Genomic DNA, 18,380 nt, shown 5'->3' with positions numbered 1-18,380 from the left:
TGCTGCTCCTAATTAAATGTTTTTAACAAATGGCTTAACAGCATCAACGCCGAATACTTGTGCTTGCTTGACTAAAATCTTAGCCGCCGCAACTGTATCATCTAGCGCGTTGTGATGTTGATGTAAATCAATGGCCAGCACTTCGGCCATTGTATTCAATTTATGATTTGGTAGGTTCGGATACAGTTTACGTGATGTTCGTACTGTATCGATTGATAGATAATGTGCCGTTGGTAATCGATAGTATTCTAACGACGCACGTAAAACACTATTATCAAATGGCGCGTTATGCGCAATCACTAATTGATTTGGCGTAAAGAAGGGTGCAATCATGGGCCAAATTTGTGGAAAAGTTGGCGCGTTCATCACATCTCGCTCCGTAATACCATGAATTTGTGTGTTGCGTGCATCAAATGCTGTATCTGGCTTTAATAACGTATAAAACTGATCAACGACTTTATCATCACGAACAACCGCAATACCTAACGAAACGGCACTATGTCGTTGCGCACTAGCCGTCTCAAAATCCATTGCAATAAAATTCATCTTATCCCCTATAGTTGGCGAATCATATCCTTTGCAGGAACAGATTCTCCATTCGCGTTTTCAATTGTATTTTCGCTTCCTTCTACCCAGCTAAAATCATACTTTTCGTAAATATGAATTGCTGGTGCATTATGTAGTTGTACGGTTAACGTTAAAGCATTAACAGAACTATAATCAACTGCCCATGCTAACAACTCTTCAATCAACGCTTGGGCTAGCCCATTTCCTTGATATTGCGCTAAGACGGCAACACCAATTTCGGCTTGCGTTCCATCTATCCCTGCAACGGCGGTTGCTAAGCCATACAAGTTATCATGTTCGTCTGATACGACTAACATGACATTGTTGGTTGTTGATTGTAGATAAGCAATATTATCAGCTTGGCTCATGACCGATACAACTGATAAATCTTGCATCAGCAAAAAAGTTGTTGATTCTTTAGTCAATTGTGCCAATAATACCAACAAATTTTGTGAGTCTTCTGGCTCAACAGGTCTAATGAATAGTTCCATCAAGGGCCTCCTCTAATTCTTGCAATCGTTGTTGACTGACAACACCCTGGGCCGTAATTTCAATCGCGCGTTGGGTATCCGCAATATCATGTTCCAAACGCGTTAGATCAATTTGTAAATAATCTTGTGGCAAGTCATTCGTAATAAATTCTGACCATTCCACGATGGTGACGCTCGTTGGATTAAAATATTCATTCAATCCAAGTTCATCCGCACCACCTTCTTCACCTAATCGGTACACATCCAAATGGTTCAATTGGAAATGCGGTGTTTGGTATTCACGAACAAGCGTAAAAGTCGGACTCTTTAACGGACGTTTCATCCCTAACGCACGTGCGAATCCCTGTGTAAATGTTGTTTTCCCTGCGCCTAAGTCACCATTCAATAATAGTGTATCTCCCGGTTGAATAATTGACGCTAATGCTGCTGCTACTGTTTGTGTTTCTTCTACTGAATTCATTTTCATTCTCATCTGCCTATTATACCATTTTTCAGTGTTACTCGCAGTTTTCCAAGCATATAAATCATACAAATCCAAGCCACCTTCTCTGCATCGGTCTAGAACATCGCAATAGCGTGTCATTAGCTTTTACCATGACCACTCCAGATACCATTAAAAATAAAAAAATACCGACTAACCTGAGTTAGTCGGTATTTAAATTATGCTTACTTATTTGCTTGCAATACTTGCGCTGCGGTAATGATTGATACCTTGTAGACATCTTCTACATTTGCACCACGAGACAAGTCTGAAACAGGCTTAGCCAACCCTTGTAGGATTGGACCAACTGCTTCGAATCCACCAAGACGTTGAACCGTCTTGTATGAAATGTTTCCAGCTTCCAAACTTGGGAAGACAAAGACCTTGGCTTGACCAGCAACTGCTGATTCTGGCGCCTTTGATGCTGCAACTTCTGGTACAAAGGCTGCATCAAATTGTAGTTCTCCGTCAATTTCCACACCAGCAGGTGCTGCTTCTTGTGCCAACTTTGTTGCTTCAATCACCTTGTTAGCACCTTCTCCTGCAGCAGATCCCTTTGTTGAATAGCTCAACATCGCAACCTTAGGATCAATACCAAAGATTTGCGCCGTTTGCGCTGATTGTAGCGCAATTTCTGACAATGTTTGCGCATCTGGATCGATGTTAATCGCACAGTCAGCGAATACATAACGTTCGTCACCCTTTTGCATCACGAAAGCACCTGAAATACGGCTTGAACCAGGCGCTGTCTTAATGATTTGCAAAGCTGGGCGAACAGTTTCTCCAGTTGAATGAGCGGCCCCTGAGACCATACCATCAACGTGTCCCATGTAAACCAACATTGTTCCAAAGTAGTTCACATCCAACAAAAGTTGTGTCGCTTGCGCTTCATCAACTTTTCCCTTACGTCGTTCAACTAAAGCCGCAACCATTTCTTGGCTCAACGCTGGATCATAATTCGCTGGATCAATAATTGTAACGAGTTGTAAATCACGACCTGTTTGTTCGGCTGTTTCTTTGATAACCGCAGGATTTCCCAACAAAACAGGTTCAACCAACGCTTCTTCTGCTAAACGTACCGCAGCTTCTTGAATACGTGCATCATCCCCTTCAGGGAAGACAAGGCGTACACCTTGTCCTTTAACTTCGTTTGATAATTGTGCAAATAAATCCATGGTATTCCTCCCAAAATGTACACATCGTTTTAGACTATGTGTTTATTATCACATGATTTTAAGTTTTAAGCTAGCCTTACACCCAATCAATCATCTCTTGCCCATGTTCAGCTAAATACGCATTCGTTTGACTGAATGGCTTTGAACCAAAAAATCCACGATATGATGATAAAGGACTTGGGTGTGGCGCCTTCAAAATCAGGTTTTGATCACCTGTAATTAATTTTGCCTTCTTCTGTGCATAGGCACCCCACAGAATGAACACAACCGGTTGTTCTTGTTCAGCAACTACACTAATGATGGCATCTGTAAGTGTTTCCCAAATTAACTTGGCATGGGCATTTGACTTACCTGCCGGCACTGTTAGTACAGCATTCAATAGCAAGACACCTTGATTAGCCCAATGATGTAGGTCACCATCGGTTGGTTCAACCACATCCAAGTCACTTGCAATTTCTTTAAAGATATTACGCAATGACGGTGGCAAGGTTGTGTCACTCGGTACTGAGAAACTTAACCCCTGTGCTTGTCCAGGATTAATATACGGGTCTTGCCCTAAAATAACGACTCGTGTATCAGCTAATGCCGTTGTGTCTAATGCTGCAAAAACATTTTCACGGGCTGGATAGATTGTCTCTTCTGAGTACACTTCGTCCATGAATATCGTAACGCGTTGCCAATAATCAGCCGGTAATTTCTCGGCCAATGCCTGCGTCCAGGCTTGCATATTTTCTGTTTGCATATTCCACCTCTTGTTTCTTGTCTTGGACATTGTACCAAACAAAAAGCCCCATACCTAGAGTATGGGGCTTTTCTAAACATTCAATACCTTATTCAAGAATTCCTTCGTACGATCATCTTGTGGGTTATTGAAGATTTCTTCTGGTGTCCCTTCTTCACGAATAACACCATCTGCAAAGAAGACAACCTTGTCGGCAACTTGCTTAGCAAATCCCATTTCATGTGTCACCACAATCATCGTCATACCGTCTTCAGCTAATTGCTTCATAACTTGTAAGACATCACCGACCATTTCGGGGTCCAAAGCTGACGTTGGTTCGTCAAACAATAGGATTTCTGGATGCATTGCCAATGCACGCGCAATTGCAACACGTTGCTTTTGCCCACCAGATAATGTTGCTGGCTTCGCATTCGCCTTATCAGCTAATCCAACTTGTGCCAATAAACGCTTTCCTTCTTCTTCAGCCGCTTGCTTATCCATACGCCCTAATTCAGTTGGTGCCAACGTGATGTTTTCTAGAACCGTTAGATGTGGGAAAAGATTGAAATGTTGGAATACCATCCCAATCTTTTCACGCGTTTCGTCCATGTTATTTGACTTGGCGTAAATATCATCCCCATCAATGCGAATAACACCTTCATCAATTTCTTCCAAGCGATTCAACATGCGTAAGAAAGTTGACTTTCCCGATCCTGAAGGACCAATCATCACGACAACTTCACCTTCATTCACGTCTAAACTAATCCCTTTTAGGACTTCGTTGTTCCCATAGCGCTTGTGTACATTTTTAACGTCGATAATTGCCATTATTTAGTCCTCTTTTCTACCCAAAGTGAGATCCAAGTTAAGATTGTAATAACTAGTAGGTACATGATTGCGATAATTACCCAGACACGGAATCCTTGTAGATTACGTGCGATAATCAATGTTCCTGTTTGTGTTAATTCAATGATTCCGATGGCAGACAACAATGATGTGTCCTTCAACGTAATGATAAATTGGTTCACAAAACTCGGCATCATCATACGAAGTCCTTGCGGCATCACAACCTTCATCATTGCCTTACGGTATGGCAATCCCAATGAACGCGCAGCCTCTAATTGTCCCTTATCCACCGCTAAGAAACTTCCCTTCACGAAGGATGCAATGTAGGCTCCTTCATTCAGTAGCAACGTAATAATTCCCGCTGTAAAGGCTGGAATCTTAGTTCCAGTTAAACTTGGTACCCCAATGTAAATAAAGAATGCTAGCACTAGCATTGGTAATCCACGGAAGATGTACACAATCGTTGAAGACAAACCACTAATAAACTTATTCTTTGAGACACCCATAACACCTAATAGAATTCCCCATAGCGCCGCTAAGATAAATCCAATAAACGTTAGTTGTAGTGTCTTCAATAATCCATTCCACAATGCCTTTTTGTTGTCCGCAAGCAATGTGAAAATTGTTGTTTCCTTTGGTGCAGATGCTTCTTGGTATGAGTAACCAGTGTCACCTAAGTAGTATTCAACAATCTTGTCAAATTCACCACTATCCACCAACTTTTGGTATCCAGCATTAAATGATGCTAAGAATTCTGGGTTGTCTCCTTTTTTAACACTAAATCCATACCAACCAGCTTTCGCGGGTTCAGTGATAATCTTCATCGCTAACCCTTGCTTAATGGCATACGCCATCACAGGTTGATCTTCAAACGTTGCGACTGAATTACCAACCATCACATCGTTAAACATGGTATTAGAATCGTTAAAGTATGTTAGCGTAAAGCCATATTTCTTGGCCATTTCTTCTGCATAGACAGTCGCTGCTGTTCCTGTCTTAGCCGCAACATTCTTCCCCTTCAAATCATCTAGTGTCTTAATGTCATCATTCTTTTCACTGATGGCAGCAACAACACCAGTTCGATAGTAAGGTGTCCCGAAATCAAAAATTTTCTTACGCTCATCTGTAATGGCTGTTCCGGCTAACAAACCGTCAATTTGCTTCGCTTGAACGGCTTGTACTCCTGCATTAAAACTCATTGGCTTTAATTCATATGTAAATCCTTCTGACTTAGAAATTGCTTCCAGCATATCAATGTCAATCCCACGATACTTGCCATCATCCCCTTGGAATTCAAATGGGGGATATGTGGTATCCGTAGCAACTGTATAGTGCGGCTTACTATCCGCATTACCTGTTGGCATCGCCCCCATCATACCAACTACTGCCATCACGGACAGACCCAAGCTAACTAACCACTTTCTCATGTATATACCCCTCCATTGTTGTTAAGTTTATACGATATTAGCACGGATGCGATTTCCAGTGGGTTTATTATGTGAGAAAAGTTAACAAAACATTAAAATAAAATTAAAAAGGACACCCCGTTAAGGATGTCCTTTTTATCTTTTATCGGTCACGTAGTGCACGTTGAATATCACGTTCTTGATCACGCTTCTTCAAATCATGACGCTTGTCGTAATTGTGCTTACCAGTTGCAACACCAATGAGCACTTTTGCAAAACCACGTTTTAGATAAATCTTTAACGGTACAATCGTCTTCCCTTGTTGGTCAGTCGCGGCCGCTAATGTTTGAATTTCTTTCTTGTGTAACAAAAGGCGACGGGGATGGACCGGTTCATGATTGAACTGATTTCCCTGTTCAAATGGACTAATATGCACATTATCTAACCATGCTTCACCATGGCGAATTTGCACAAATCCGTCCGCAATTGTTACGCGCCCAGCACGTACAGATTTGATTTCAGTTCCTGTTAAAGCCATACCAGCTTCAAATGTTTCACCGATTGCATAATCATGACGGGCTTTCTTGTTCGTTGCCAGAGCATCTTGCGTGGCTTTTTGCTTCTTAGCCATACCACACCTCCACTTTACTTATGCTTAGTGTTTGTACGCTTCTTTGCAGATTCCTTGTGATCCATAGGCTTACCTTGTGGCTTCTTGTTAAAGCCACCCTTTGATCCATTGAAAGGCTTCTTACCATTTTTGTTAAATGGCTTACGAGGTTCCGGTACCTTGATATCTGTTAATGGTGCATCCTTAGGATCTACCAAAACGAAATCAAGTGCACTTTGTTCCTTATCAACACGAACCAACTTCACCTTAACCGGTTGTCCGACTTGGTAAATGTGGTGGAAACGGCGACCAATCAATGCTTGATGAGATTCATCGAAGTGATAGTAATCGTCCGTTAAGTTAGATGTATGAATCAATCCTTCAACTGTATTTGGCAATGAGACGAACATTCCAAACTTCATCACACCGTTAACAACGGCGTCGAATTCTTGGTTCACCTTATCTTCCATAAATTCAGTCTTCTTCATAGCATCTACATCACGTTCTGTATCAACGGAACGACGTTCCTTAACAGACGCTTCAGATGCAATTTCAGCTAACTTATCACGGTATTCAGCTTGTGCAGCATCACCCATACCATTCTTTTCGTACCACTTAATTAGACGGTGAACCATCAAGTCAGGGTAACGACGGATTGGGGATGTAAAGTGTGTGTAGTAATCAGCACCAATTCCAAAGTGCCCAACTGGATTGTCTGAGTACTTGGCTTGTTGCATAGCACGCAACATCATCATAGAAACCATTTGTTCTTCTGGGCGACCCAAGAAGTACTTGTGGATTTGTTGGAAGTCACTTGGCTTAACCTTATCTGGGTTAGCCTTTACTGGGCAACCTAAGGCTTGTGCAAATTCGAAGAACTTAGCAACACGTTCCTTATCTGGTTGTTCGTGAATACGGTACATGAATGGTACGTTAGCCAAGTCATAATGCATCGCAACCGTTTCATTAGCCGCTAGCATGAATGATTCGATCATACGTTCTGATGTCCCACGTTCACGCAATTCGATGTCTGTTGGCTTTCCAGTTTCATCCACAATAATCTTTGCTTCAGGTGCATCAAATTCAATCGCGCCACGTTCTTTACGCTTTGCAGCCAATGCATTGTGCAACATGTTCATTGCTTCAAACATTGGTACTAAGTCAGCGTATTCTTCACGTGTTTCTTCATCACCTTCAAGGATGGCATTAACCGCCTTGTAAGTCATACGTGCATGTGAACGCATCACTGATTGATGAATACGGTGGTTCACCAATTCTCCAGTTGGTGTGAATTCCATTTCACATGACATAGCCAAACGTTCAACGCCTGGGTTCAATGAGGCAATCCCATTTGAGATGCTGCGTGGCAACATTGGAATAACACGGTCAGTCAAATAAACAGATGTTCCACGGTTATACGCTTCAGCATCCAATGCTGTCTTCTCTTGAATGTAGTGTGACACGTCAGCAATGTGAACACCTAGATGGTAGTTTCCGTTATCCAAACGTTCAACCACAACGGCGTCATCCAAGTCCTTTGATTCAATTGAGTCAATTGTCACCAAAGTTTGGTCAGTCACATCTTCACGACCTTCACGTTCGCTGTCCAACACTTCTTGTGGTGTTGCTTCAGCTTCCTTCATTGTCGCTTCTGGGAAGATGTGTGGTAGGTCATGGTTATAAACCACTTCCAAGATATCAACACCTGGGTCATCTTGATGTCCAATAGACTTCAAAATTGTTCCAGTCATACGCTTAGGCGTATCTTGACTTGGATAATCATCAATAGTTGCAACAACGACTTCACCATCGTTAGCCGCAACACCACCTTCTTTAACCAAGAATTGGTATGAAGCAGTCTTCTTATCCGTAATGTTAATTGATCCGATAAAGTCGCGGTATTCACTACCTGACTTAAATGTCCCCACAACTTGTGTGCGGCCATGGTTAACGATTTCAACCACTTGTCCTTCAGGACCACGGTCTCCATCACCCTTTGATAGAATCTTGACACGAACTTCATCGCCTTGCAAAGCGAATAAAGTATTGTCAGGATTAATAAATACATCTGGTTCATTGTCATCATAGTGCGCAAAACCGAATCCACGGTCGTTGGCACGGAAATTACAAATCACGCCTTCCTTTTGTTCATTATATTGAAAGTTTCCGTCTTCATTGACTTTGATCTTTTCAACACGTTCTAAGGCCGCTAATGCTTGCACAACTTTTGTAAAAGCATTGGTCTCTTCTAAACGTAGCCCATCAACTAATGTTTGGGCTGGGAAAGCTTGACTAGAATTTGCCTTTAAAAAACCATAGAGTTGGTTTTGTAGATTTTCTTCTGTCATTGCTTATCTCTTTTCTTTTTGGTTACATGGTTACTTAAAATTCAATTATACGCACTTAGATACTGAAAGGACCCCTCGCCAAACAACACGAGGGGCCCTTCATTTCTTAATGTGAAGATAGGTATACTAATGCTAGACCTAAGATAAACCACACAGCGCCTAGGATAGCAGTGATGCGTTGCATAACCGCTTGGAATCCTCGTGCCTTTTGTGTCGCAAACAGATCCCCACCGCCACCAGACAATGCAGATAGCGCGTCTTGTTGCTTAGATGGTTGCATTAGCACCGCAACAATAATTAAAAACCCGACAACTAACATTGCCGTTAATAACGTATCATACATTTCAGGTGCCTCCCATTTTTTCAATTGAATTTATACTTGATTATCATAGCATAATGGGACTTATAACTCAAATCAGAGTGTCATAAATTTGTATATAAAAAAAGAACAACTCACCTAAGTGAATTGTTCTTAATTGACGTAAATTAAGCTTCCCAACCTGTTACAGCTGCGCGAGCATCCTTGTCGATGTTGTAAAAGCTGTCAATACCACGGTATTGTGCAACCTTGTCACCCAACAAGTCTTCGATACGCATCAATTGGTTGTACTTAGCGATACGGTCAGTACGTGACAATGATCCAGTCTTGATTTGTCCTGAGTTAGTAGCAACAACCAAGTCTGAGATAGTTGTATCTTCAGTTTCACCTGAACGGTGTGAAACGATAGCTGTGTAACCAGCTTCCTTAGCCATTTCGATGGCTTCCAAAGTTTCAGTCAACGTTCCGATTTGGTTAACCTTGATCAAGATTGAGTTAGCGGCTCCCATTTCGATACCCTTCTTTAGGTATTCAGTGTTAGTAACGAAGAAGTCGTCACCAACCAATTGAACGCGCTTTCCCAAACGATCAGTCAACTTAACCCAAGCATCCCATTGGTTTTCGTCCAAAGGATCTTCGATTGAAACGATTGGGTACTTGTCAACCAATGCTTCTAGGTAATCGATGAATTCGTCAGTAGTGTAGTCCTTCTTTGAAGGTTCACCTTCCAAGACGTAAACTTCACGTTCTGCATCAAAGAATTCTGATGAAGCAACGTCAAAGGCAATGGCGATATCCTTACCAGGAGTGTAACCAGCCTTTTCGATAGCCTTCAACAAGAAGTCAAATGGTTCTGCGTTTGAACCGAAGTCAGGAGCGAATCCACCTTCGTCACCAACAGCAGTTGAGTGTCCAGCTTCCTTCAACAATGATTGCAAGGCGTGGAAAGTTTCTGAACCCATACGAACGGCTTCAGTGATTGACTTTGCACCAACTGGCATAATCATGAATTCTTGGAAGTCAACAGAGTTAGATGCGTGTGCACCACCGTTGATAACGTTCATCATTGGTGTTGGCATAACCTTAGCGTTGAAACCACCCAAGTAGTTGTACAATGGTGTTCCCAATTCATCAGCAGCAGCACGTGCAGCGGCGATTGATACACCCAAGATTGCGTTGGCTCCCAACTTTGACTTAGTTGGTGTTCCATCCAATGCGATCATTGTTTGGTCCAACAAAACTTGATCAGTAACATCCATACCAATCAACTTCTTAGCGATAGTTGTGTTTACGTTTTCAACGGCCTTTGATACACCCTTACCGTTGTAACGGCTCTTGTCACCGTCACGTAGTTCAACAGCTTCGTGTTCCCCAGTTGACGCACCTGATGGTACGATTCCACGACCGAATCCACCTTCTTCAGTGTACACTTCAACTTCAACAGTTGGGTTTCCACGTGAGTCAAGGACTTCGCGTGCGTAAATATCAGTAATTGCAGACATTCTTCTTCTCCTTACGATATAGAAAGTTTATAGGTTAACCCTTACGCCAATTATTGTAACATATTTCACACTCGGGTGGGCTGAATTAACTATGGGTTAACGATATTTTTATACAAATTGTTTATGCTTGCCACAAACTTGCTTGATGCGCCAACTGAACCAATTCAACAAAGTTATTTGGATCGAGCGCAGAGTCACCAACTAATACACCATCAATATCCGCTTGTTTTAAAATATCATAAGCATTTGCCGGCTTTACTGACCCTCCGTACATAATACGAATATCTTGGGCAATTTCATCATTAAAGATGTCCGCTACGGCTTCTCGAATCAATGCGACGTGTTTTTGCGCTGAAGCAGCATCCATTGCTTGTCCACTTCCAATTGCTTGCGTTGGTTCATATGCAAACATCACGTCTTTTAATTGCTCGGGCTTTACACCTTTTAACGCTTCAATGACTTCATTTGCCACCCAATGCATGTGGTCATTATGTGACTTGATTTGCAAGGCTTCATCAATCGCTACAATGGGCTTTAATCCATTACGCAAAGCAGCCAAGACCTTTAAATTAACCATTTCATCTGTTTCACGGAAATAGTTACGGCGTTCTGAATGCCCAATAATCACGTAGACAATTCCTAGATCAGCTAATGCTTCTGGACTTGTTTCACCTGTGTAAGCACCACGTTCTTTCCAATATACATTTTCTGCACCAATGACAATTGATGTATCCTGTGCCGCTTGCACCATTTTTTCCAATAAGACATCTTGTCCCGCCAACGCTTTATCTACATCTGGGTAACGCTCTACACGTTCTCCTACATCTGCAATATAGCTAGCAGCTTCACTCGGCAATTTATTCATTTTCCAATTTGCCATGACAATTTTGCGTCGCATATTTTTCGCCTTTCTGACTATTAAACATATGAATCACTCTCTTGAAAGTATTTTAACACGCCTATACCAATAAAAAACGTGGGCACCTATATAGATGCCCACGTTTTTTCAGTCATTAATCGTTTGATTCAGGCACTTCGGCATGCACCAAGGCAATGACATCTTCATTTGTTTGTAGGTTAACAGCCTTTTCAGCCAATTCAGCCATCTTTGCTGTATCCAACTTACTCATCAAATCACGTGCTTGTAGCACTGATGTTGCTGACATTGAGAATTCGTCCAATCCCATTCCCATCAAGATAGGTAATGCAATTGGGTCTCCTGCCATTTCTCCACACATTGCGGCAAACTTACCGTGCTTGTGTGCTGATTCGATAACATACTTCACCAAACGTAAGATTGATGGATTGTATGGTTGGTACAAGTAAGCAATCTTATCGTTTCCACGATCCGCTGCCATTGAGTAACCAATCAAATCATTTGTCCCAATTGAGAAAAAGTCCACTTCTTGTGCAAATTGGTCAGCCAAAATAGCTGCCGCTGGCACTTCAATCATGATACCCAACTTAATGTTGTCAGCTACTTCAACACCTTCAGCTTGTAGGTTCACCTTCTCTTCATTGAAGATATCGCGAGCCGCACGGAATTCAGGCAAAGTCGCAACCATTGGGAACATAATCCATAGTTCACCATAAACAGATGCACGCAATAACGCACGTAGTTGTGTACGGAAGATATCAGTACGATCCAATGAAATACGGATCGCACGGTATCCCAAGAATGGGTTTTCTTCTTCGTCTAATGGTAGGTATGGCAAGTACTTGTCTCCACCAATGTCCATTGTACGAACTGTAACAGGCTTACCATCCATACCGGCCAAAACAGTCTTGTAGGCTTCGAATTGCTCATCTTCAGTTGGCAATTCCTTTGAATCCATGTACAAGAATTCTGTACGGTACAAACCAACACCTTCAGCACCGTTTTCCAAAACCCCAGCCAAGTCCTTAGGTGTTCCGATATTCGCTCCAATCACGAATTCCTTTCCATCCTTTGAAACTGACTTTTCGTTCTTCAAACGGGCCCAAGTTGCCTTCTTGTCTTCGTATGCAGCTCCCTTAGCGCGGTAGGCTTCGATTTGGTCATCAGTTGGTTGGTCGATAGCAACGCCATCAAGTCCGTCCAAAATAACCATATCACCTTCAGCGATTTCGCGAGTTGCTACTTCCGAACCAACAATCGCTGGAATTTCTAGCGTACGTGCCATGATAGCGGCGTGCGCTGTTCGTCCACCAACGTTAGTAATGAATCCCTTAACAAAACGACGGTCCAATTGTGCTGTATCTGATGGCGTCATATCGTTGGCGATGATAATCACTTCTTCGTTAATCAACGCAGGATTTGGCAATGTACGTTGCAACAAATGACTCATGATACGCTTTGTAACGTCACGAATGTCAGCTGCACGTTCAGCCATATATGGATTATCATCTCCCATGCTTTCGAACATTTGGATATACATATCTGCAATATCCTTCAATGCTGCTTCAGCATTAACGCGTTCGCCTTCAATCTTACCTGTCACACCACCAGTGAATTCTGGATCTTCCAAAACCATGATATGTGCAGTAAAGACTTCAGCTTCTTCTTTTCCCATTGATTCAGCTGCTTTATCGCGAATTTGTTCCAAATCTGTCTTTGATGCTAAAAAAGCCGCCGTTAAACGGTCGGCTTCAGCTTGAACGTCGTCAATTGTACGCGTTTCAAAAGACAAATCAGGATCGACCAACTTATATGCTTTGGCAATCGCAACACCATTTGAAGCTGCGATACCCTTAATCTCTTTAGTCATACACTCTTCCCTCATTGTTCAATTTTTAATGCTTCAGAAAAAATTAGTCGATCAATCCTTCAGACTTCATTGTTTCTGAGATAGCGTCCATAGCAGCGGCTTCATCAGCACCTTCAGCTGAAATAGTTACGTCTGCACCTTGGCCAACACCAAGTGACATTACACCCATGATTGACTTCAAGTTAACTTCCTTACCTTGGAAAGCCAAGTTAATGTTTGATGAAAACTTTGAAGCTGCTTGTACCAACAAAGTTGCTGGGCGAGCGTGGATACCTGTTTCTGCTACAATGTGAAATTCGCGTGAGTCCATGATTAATTCTCCTTTTAATTGTCTAATAGACATTTGATTGTTTATTTAGTAAATCTGTAAATTGATGAAAACGTTATGCTCCACCGGTCTACTCTTTAAATTTTAGCAGATTTGAAAAGGAACGGCAAGCGCTTTCACAGATATTTTCATGATTCTAAATAGCGTTTAGAAAACACAAAACCCCACTTACAAAAGTAAATGGGGTTTCATAATTAACTACTATTTTTTACGATATGTGACCTGACCACCTCGAGCAGCCTTGCCCACAATCGCATTTTGATATGGATATTCACGCCATACATCGTAGAACGTCGCAAAATCTTCGGCTGTTAATTCAAAAGATTCTTGTTCTCCCGTACGTAATGCTTCCAACATCGCATTATAATCTGTCATACTTTATCCTCGTTGTGAATCACGTAATGATTCATTGTAAGCATAAGCATTTTGACCTGCAATCGCGGCATCCCCAACAGCTGTCGTGATTTGGCGAAGTTCTTTTTGACGAACGTCTCCCAACGCAAACAAACCAGGTTGCGTTGTTTCCATACGTTCATTTGTGATAATCCAACCTTCTTCATCAGTTACATCTAATCCGTCAACGGCATTAGATACCGGCAAAAGCCCAACATAAATGAAGATACCAGATGCATCCACAATTTCTTCAACATCAGTCACATTGTTGCGTAGCTTCAGGTTTGTCACCTTCATATCATCTCCAACAATTTCTGTCACTTCTGTATTCCAAACAAAGTCAATATTTTCAGTGTCAAAGGCACGCTTTTGTAGAATAGGTTGTGCCTTCAATGTATCGCGACGGTGTACCACTGTAACTTGAGATGCAATTCCAGCAAGATAAACAGCTTCTTCAACTGCTGAATCTCCACCACCAACAACGTAAACATGTTGCCCACGGAAGAAAGCCCCATCACAGACCGCACAGTATGATACTCCACGTCCTGCATAGTCTTGTTCCCCATGCACATGTAACTTCTTATATTCAGATCCTGTTGCAACAATCACAGAATTGGCTTCATAAGTATCCATATCTGTCGTTACTAACCATGTTTGATCTGCTTGTCGTTCTAAGTTAGCGACTGTCCCAAATGCATATTCGGCACCAAATTGCATTGATGAGGCATACATTTTTTCAGACAAGTCTGCTCCCATGATACTATCGTATCCTGGATAATTTTCAACTTCGGCCGTATTATTCATCTGACCGCCATAAATACCGCGATCTAGCATTAATACTGACAAGTTCGCACGTGATGCATAGGTAGCCGCGGTCATTCCACCAGGTCCGGCCCCAATAATCACAACATCATATTTTTGTGTCATGTTTCGCCTCTTTCTGTTCTTGATTTGATATGACTATTTTACGCTGATGACACACTAACGTCAACACTTACAAAAAATAAGCGAAAATGAAAAAGCAACGATATATATCGCTGCCTTTTCATAAAAATTCGACTAGTCAAGAGTCTTTGCTAGATCCTTGATGTATGCCTTTAGGTCATCACCTGTTTGTGAGTGGTTCAAACCAAATTCAATATTTGTTGTCAAGAAACCAATCTTTGATCCAACATCGTAACGCTTTCCCTTAAATTGGTGAGCGTACACGTGTTGACGCTTGTTCAATGAATCAATCGCATCTGTCAATTGGATTTCATTACCCTTACCAGGTTCTGTACGTTCAAGTTCTTCAAAGATTTCAGGCGTCAACAAGTAACGTCCGATAATTGCCAAGTCTGATGGCGCATCTTCTGGCTTTGGCTTTTCAACAAAGTTTGATACACGGTGCAATCCACTTTCAACTTCTTCTTCTGGGTTAATAACACCATATTCTGAAACTTGTTCATGTGGCACTTCCATAACAGCAAGTGTTGATTCTCCCGTTTGTTCGTAACGTTCAATCAATTGCTTTGTCAAAGGTACTTCGTCTTGCATGATGTCATCACCCAACAGCACAACGAAAGGTTCGTCACCAATAAAGGCCTTGGCTGTCAAAACGGCATCTCCCAAACCACGTGGGTGTGATTGGCGAATGAAGTAAAGGTTGATGTCTGTTGTTTCTTCAACCATCTTCAACATTTCCATCTTACCCTTATCACGCAAGTTGTTTTCTAGTTCTGGATTTGAATCAAAGTGATCTTCGATTGAGCGCTTTGACTTTCCATCAACAATTACAATTTCTTCAATTCCTGATTCCAAAGCTTCTTCAATAATAAATTGAATCGTTGGCTTATCAACAATAGGCAACATTTCTTTAGCAAGCGCCTTAGTCGCTGGCAAGAAACGTGTTCCCAATCCTGCTGCTGGAATAATTGCTTTACGTACTGGTTTCATAGTTTTAGTTCCCCTCTTGATTCGTTGGGCGCCCCATTAATTCACGAACACTCAACGTAATATCCTTATCATTATATAATACATCATAAATCATGTCAGTAATTGGCATCGCCACATGCTTCTTTTGCGCAATTTCGTAAGCGACCTTAGTCGTTGAAATTCCTTCAATAATCATGCCCATCTCAGTCACAATTTCATCTAGTGACTTTCCAGCACCTAGTTGCTTTCCAGCACGGTAGTTACGTGAATGGACAGAAGTGGCTGTTACAAACAAGTCACCAACACCAGACAAGCCCATAAAGGTAATAGGGTTTGCACCATACGCTTGTCCCAGACGACTAATTTCAGCCAATCCGCGAGTAAACAACGCCGCCTTTGCATTGGCGTCATACCCTAAGCTTTCTAATGCACCGGCTCCAATGGCAATGACATTCTTTAGCGCACCACCAATTTCAGAACCAATGACATCAGTTCCTGTATACATACGGAAATGTTCATTGTTCATCAATGCTTGTACCATTTCAGCAGTTACAAGGTTTTCACTGACTGCTGTTACCAACGTAGGGTCATGTTTGATAACCCCTTCAGCATGTGATGGCCCGGCAATAACACCCAGTCCCTTGCGGTAACGTTCTGGTACTTCTTGCGCAATCACTTCAGAAACACGTAGGTATGTGTCAGCTTCTAATCCCTTAGTTGCCGCCATAATAACGACCGCTTGATCTAATTCTTCTAAGACTGCTGCAAGTTGTGAAGCAACTTGTCTTGTTGCTTTGGTTGGTACGACACTCAATACGAGTTCAGCGCCATCCACAGCTGCGAGCATATCCGCTGTTGCAAAAACACCTTCGTTAATTGGATTATCACCCAAATATTGGCTATTTCGATGTTGTTCATTTAATTCAGGTACTTGCGCAGCCTTATATGTCCACAAATTTACTTCATGACCATTTTCCGCTGCCACGTTGGCTAGGGCAGTTCCCCAAGAACCAGCACCTAACACGGCGATTTTATGTTTAGTCAAAATGTTTCTCCTTTAGCTTGAAAAATATGACCATAATTGCATTATATCACACAATAAAGCGTTTTCAAAAAAATACAATCTATCTTCATTTTCCGATAAACTTCTAGTCGTTATTCTCAGCTGAATTCTGTTCAATCAAGCGATTCAAATTATTATTAAATGTTTCAGTTGCGTCAAAGCCCATTTTCTTGGCACGGAAATTCTTCGTTGCAGCTTCAATCAAAACAGCCAAGTTACGTCCAGTTTGAACAGGCAATACAAAACGTGGGACATCAACACCTTGAATCGTTAGTTTTTCTTCACCATTTCCAAGACGGTCAACCTTTTGATCATCTTGCCATTTAGCCAAGTGAAGATTCATTGAAATTGTTGCGTGTGAACGCACCGCTCCTGAACCATATAAGTTCATCACGTCCACAATTCCAACCCCACGTAATTCCATCAAATTACGCAAAATAGCTGGTGGTTCACCCACAAGACGTTCTTCATCTTGCGCATAAACATCCACACGATCATCGGCAATTAAACGATGTCCACGTTGGATTAATTCCAAGGCTGTTTCCGACTTACCAACACCAGAATCTCCAGTAATCAACACACCTAATCCAAAAATGTCAATCAACACACCATGGACAGATTGGCGTTCAGCCAATTCTCCATCCAAGTAGTACGACATGTTTGACAGAATACGTGAAGATGTTAATTCCGTAGATAGCACTGGAATATCCATTTCTTCGGCCACACGCATAAACTCGTCTGGCAACTTACGGCCAGTTGACACCACAACTGCTGGTGTTTGTGGTTGCATCAATTTACGGGCTACCATTGTTAATTCATCATGACCCATACGTTGTGCAAAGGCTGTTTCTGTGATTCCCATCAATTGCACACGTTCTGGTGCGTAATAATTGAAATATCCGGTCATTTCAAGTCCTGGACGTGAAATATCCGCTGTAGAAATTACACGATCCAAATGGTCTTCACCCGTTAGAACGTTTAAATGTGTATTTGCTAAAAGGTTTTTTACTGTAATACGCTTTCCCATCATCCCATCCTCTTTCTTAGCTGTTATGTCTATTTACCGGAACTTAGATAGTTTGTAATAATAAAATTCACTGCGGCCATAATCATTGAAATAAGTAATGCCCAACTAAAACTCATAAATTGAAAGCCTGTACCAACAATTGATGAGGCTAGCCACAAGACTGCTGCATTCACGACAAATCCAAACACACCAAAGGTCAAGATTGTTAGCGGTAATGCTAGCAGTTGTAGAATTGGTCGTAGAAGTGCATTCAACACACCAAGTACTACTGCAGCCCATAAGGCCGTCCAGATTGATGCCATATATAATCCTTGTGGAAATAGGCCAGCTAACGCCAATAGCGTTAGTGTATTAACCAAAACACGCTGGGAAAAACCTAATTGTTGAAATGAATATACACGCATACAGTACTCCTGTTGTTTTCTATGTTTGTTAACATTAT

Annotated in this window: 20 protein-coding genes; all 20 read right to left on the bottom strand. The window is 41.8% G+C overall.

The features are described from left to right. Positions 1-12: 12 nt before the first annotated feature. Positions 13-546 carry a 3'-5' exonuclease gene (locus WS08_RS01165; RefSeq protein WP_009495428.1) on the bottom strand — a complete coding sequence of 178 codons (534 nt, stop codon included), beginning with the start codon at positions 544-546 and terminating at the stop codon, positions 13-15. Positions 547-554: 8 nt separating this feature from the next. Next, the gene (locus WS08_RS01160; RefSeq protein ID WP_009495430.1) at positions 555-1,058 is read right to left on the bottom strand and encodes a GNAT family N-acetyltransferase; all 504 of its coding nucleotides are present in this window, start codon (positions 1,056-1,058) and stop codon (positions 555-557) included. Continuing rightward, positions 1,042-1,518 carry a tRNA (adenosine(37)-N6)-threonylcarbamoyltransferase complex ATPase subunit type 1 TsaE gene (gene tsaE, locus WS08_RS01155; protein WP_009495432.1) on the bottom strand — a complete coding sequence of 159 codons (477 nt, stop codon included), beginning with the start codon at positions 1,516-1,518 and terminating at the stop codon, positions 1,042-1,044. Before tsaE ends, WS08_RS01160 begins: the two co-directional genes overlap by 17 nt. 206 nt (positions 1,519-1,724) lie before the next feature. Then, positions 1,725-2,714 carry a phosphate acetyltransferase gene (gene pta, locus WS08_RS01150; protein WP_009495435.1) on the bottom strand — a complete coding sequence of 330 codons (990 nt, stop codon included), beginning with the start codon at positions 2,712-2,714 and terminating at the stop codon, positions 1,725-1,727. A gap of 76 nt (positions 2,715-2,790) precedes the next feature. Next, positions 2,791-3,456: a uracil-DNA glycosylase gene (locus WS08_RS01145; protein ID WP_009495437.1), complete on the bottom strand. Its 666-nt coding sequence runs from the start codon at positions 3,454-3,456 to the stop codon at positions 2,791-2,793. Positions 3,457-3,528: 72 nt separating this feature from the next. Further along, positions 3,529-4,263 (bottom strand): amino acid ABC transporter ATP-binding protein, encoded by a 735-nt coding sequence (locus WS08_RS01140; protein ID WP_009495439.1) that lies wholly within the window; start codon positions 4,261-4,263, stop codon positions 3,529-3,531. Continuing rightward, positions 4,263-5,708: an amino acid ABC transporter substrate-binding protein/permease gene (locus WS08_RS01135; protein ID WP_009495441.1), complete on the bottom strand. Its 1,446-nt coding sequence runs from the start codon at positions 5,706-5,708 to the stop codon at positions 4,263-4,265. The genes WS08_RS01140 and WS08_RS01135 overlap by 1 nt, the downstream gene beginning before the upstream one ends. A 142-nt stretch (positions 5,709-5,850) precedes the next feature. Then, on the bottom strand, positions 5,851-6,318 hold the full coding sequence (smpB, locus tag WS08_RS01130) for an SsrA-binding protein SmpB (RefSeq protein ID WP_009495444.1): 468 nt from the start codon (positions 6,316-6,318) through the stop codon (positions 5,851-5,853). A gap of 14 nt (positions 6,319-6,332) precedes the next feature. Continuing rightward, positions 6,333-8,645, bottom strand: a complete 2,313-nt coding sequence (gene rnr, locus WS08_RS01125) for a ribonuclease R (RefSeq protein ID WP_009495445.1) — start codon at positions 8,643-8,645, stop codon at positions 6,333-6,335. A 106-nt stretch (positions 8,646-8,751) separates the two neighbouring features. After that, positions 8,752-8,988, bottom strand: coding sequence for a preprotein translocase subunit SecG (gene secG, locus WS08_RS01120; protein WP_009495447.1), 237 nt, complete (start codon positions 8,986-8,988; stop codon positions 8,752-8,754). Positions 8,989-9,131: 143 nt separating this feature from the next. Then, positions 9,132-10,466, bottom strand: coding sequence for a phosphopyruvate hydratase (gene eno / locus WS08_RS01115; RefSeq protein WP_009495449.1), 1,335 nt, complete (start codon positions 10,464-10,466; stop codon positions 9,132-9,134). A gap of 121 nt (positions 10,467-10,587) precedes the next feature. Continuing rightward, positions 10,588-11,364, bottom strand: coding sequence for a triose-phosphate isomerase (gene tpiA, locus WS08_RS01110; protein WP_009495451.1), 777 nt, complete (start codon positions 11,362-11,364; stop codon positions 10,588-10,590). A 115-nt stretch (positions 11,365-11,479) separates the two neighbouring features. Further along, complete coding sequence (gene ptsP / locus WS08_RS01105; protein ID WP_038566612.1) at positions 11,480-13,213, bottom strand: phosphoenolpyruvate--protein phosphotransferase; 1,734 nt, start codon at positions 13,211-13,213, stop codon at positions 11,480-11,482. 43 nt (positions 13,214-13,256) lie between these two features. Continuing rightward, the gene (locus WS08_RS01100) at positions 13,257-13,523 is read right to left on the bottom strand and encodes a phosphocarrier protein HPr (protein WP_009495455.1); all 267 of its coding nucleotides are present in this window, start codon (positions 13,521-13,523) and stop codon (positions 13,257-13,259) included. A 219-nt stretch (positions 13,524-13,742) separates the two neighbouring features. Next, positions 13,743-13,916 (bottom strand): hypothetical protein, encoded by a 174-nt coding sequence (locus WS08_RS06945; RefSeq protein ID WP_009495456.1) that lies wholly within the window; start codon positions 13,914-13,916, stop codon positions 13,743-13,745. Positions 13,917-13,919: 3 nt separating this feature from the next. Beyond that, the gene (gene trxB, locus WS08_RS01095) at positions 13,920-14,861 is read right to left on the bottom strand and encodes a thioredoxin-disulfide reductase (RefSeq protein ID WP_009495458.1); all 942 of its coding nucleotides are present in this window, start codon (positions 14,859-14,861) and stop codon (positions 13,920-13,922) included. Positions 14,862-14,993: 132 nt separating this feature from the next. Next, the gene (gene galU, locus WS08_RS01090) at positions 14,994-15,869 is read right to left on the bottom strand and encodes a UTP--glucose-1-phosphate uridylyltransferase GalU (protein ID WP_009495460.1); all 876 of its coding nucleotides are present in this window, start codon (positions 15,867-15,869) and stop codon (positions 14,994-14,996) included. A gap of 4 nt (positions 15,870-15,873) precedes the next feature. Then, on the bottom strand, positions 15,874-16,893 hold the full coding sequence (locus WS08_RS01085) for an NAD(P)H-dependent glycerol-3-phosphate dehydrogenase (protein ID WP_009495462.1): 1,020 nt from the start codon (positions 16,891-16,893) through the stop codon (positions 15,874-15,876). A gap of 103 nt (positions 16,894-16,996) precedes the next feature. Beyond that, the gene (gene hprK, locus WS08_RS01080) at positions 16,997-17,938 is read right to left on the bottom strand and encodes an HPr(Ser) kinase/phosphatase (RefSeq protein WP_009495464.1); all 942 of its coding nucleotides are present in this window, start codon (positions 17,936-17,938) and stop codon (positions 16,997-16,999) included. A 29-nt stretch (positions 17,939-17,967) separates the two neighbouring features. Continuing rightward, positions 17,968-18,342, bottom strand: coding sequence for a phage holin family protein (locus WS08_RS01075; RefSeq protein ID WP_009495465.1), 375 nt, complete (start codon positions 18,340-18,342; stop codon positions 17,968-17,970). Positions 18,343-18,380 lie beyond the last annotated feature (38 nt).

The organism is Weissella tructae, from assembly GCF_000732905.1.
Taxonomy (GTDB): Bacteria; Bacillota; Bacilli; order Lactobacillales; family Lactobacillaceae; genus Weissella; species Weissella tructae.
The sequence above is the reverse complement of the archived record's forward strand: the minus strand, read 5'-3'. Positions and strand labels throughout refer to the sequence as shown.

What these genes read in the sequence shown, in the direction of transcription:
- WS08_RS01165 (WP_009495428.1), bottom strand. Translation starts at nt 546, where the DNA reads ATGAATTTTATTGCAATGGATTTTGAGACGGCTAGTGCGCAACGACAT.
- WS08_RS01160 (WP_009495430.1), bottom strand. Translation starts at nt 1,058, where the DNA reads ATGGAACTATTCATTAGACCTGTTGAGCCAGAAGACTCACAAAATTTG.
- tsaE (WP_009495432.1), bottom strand. Translation starts at nt 1,518, where the DNA reads ATGAATTCAGTAGAAGAAACACAAACAGTAGCAGCAGCATTAGCGTCA.
- pta (WP_009495435.1), bottom strand. Translation starts at nt 2,714, where the DNA reads ATGGATTTATTTGCACAATTATCAAACGAAGTTAAAGGACAAGGTGTA.
- WS08_RS01145 (WP_009495437.1), bottom strand. Translation starts at nt 3,456, where the DNA reads ATGCAAACAGAAAATATGCAAGCCTGGACGCAGGCATTGGCCGAGAAA.
- WS08_RS01140 (WP_009495439.1), bottom strand. Translation starts at nt 4,263, where the DNA reads ATGGCAATTATCGACGTTAAAAATGTACACAAGCGCTATGGGAACAAC.
- WS08_RS01135 (WP_009495441.1), bottom strand. Translation starts at nt 5,708, where the DNA reads ATGAGAAAGTGGTTAGTTAGCTTGGGTCTGTCCGTGATGGCAGTAGTT.
- smpB (WP_009495444.1), bottom strand. Translation starts at nt 6,318, where the DNA reads ATGGCTAAGAAGCAAAAAGCCACGCAAGATGCTCTGGCAACGAACAAG.
- rnr (WP_009495445.1), bottom strand. Translation starts at nt 8,645, where the DNA reads ATGACAGAAGAAAATCTACAAAACCAACTCTATGGTTTTTTAAAGGCA.
- secG (WP_009495447.1), bottom strand. Translation starts at nt 8,988, where the DNA reads ATGTATGATACGTTATTAACGGCAATGTTAGTTGTCGGGTTTTTAATT.
- eno (WP_009495449.1), bottom strand. Translation starts at nt 10,466, where the DNA reads ATGTCTGCAATTACTGATATTTACGCACGCGAAGTCCTTGACTCACGT.
- tpiA (WP_009495451.1), bottom strand. Translation starts at nt 11,364, where the DNA reads ATGCGACGCAAAATTGTCATGGCAAATTGGAAAATGAATAAATTGCCG.
- ptsP (WP_038566612.1), bottom strand. Translation starts at nt 13,213, where the DNA reads ATGACTAAAGAGATTAAGGGTATCGCAGCTTCAAATGGTGTTGCGATT.
- WS08_RS01100 (WP_009495455.1), bottom strand. Translation starts at nt 13,523, where the DNA reads ATGGACTCACGCGAATTTCACATTGTAGCAGAAACAGGTATCCACGCT.
- WS08_RS06945 (WP_009495456.1), bottom strand. Translation starts at nt 13,916, where the DNA reads ATGACAGATTATAATGCGATGTTGGAAGCATTACGTACGGGAGAACAA.
- trxB (WP_009495458.1), bottom strand. Translation starts at nt 14,861, where the DNA reads ATGACACAAAAATATGATGTTGTGATTATTGGGGCCGGACCTGGTGGA.
- galU (WP_009495460.1), bottom strand. Translation starts at nt 15,869, where the DNA reads ATGAAACCAGTACGTAAAGCAATTATTCCAGCAGCAGGATTGGGAACA.
- hprK (WP_009495464.1), bottom strand. Translation starts at nt 17,938, where the DNA reads ATGGGAAAGCGTATTACAGTAAAAAACCTTTTAGCAAATACACATTTA.
- WS08_RS01075 (WP_009495465.1), bottom strand. Translation starts at nt 18,342, where the DNA reads ATGCGTGTATATTCATTTCAACAATTAGGTTTTTCCCAGCGTGTTTTG.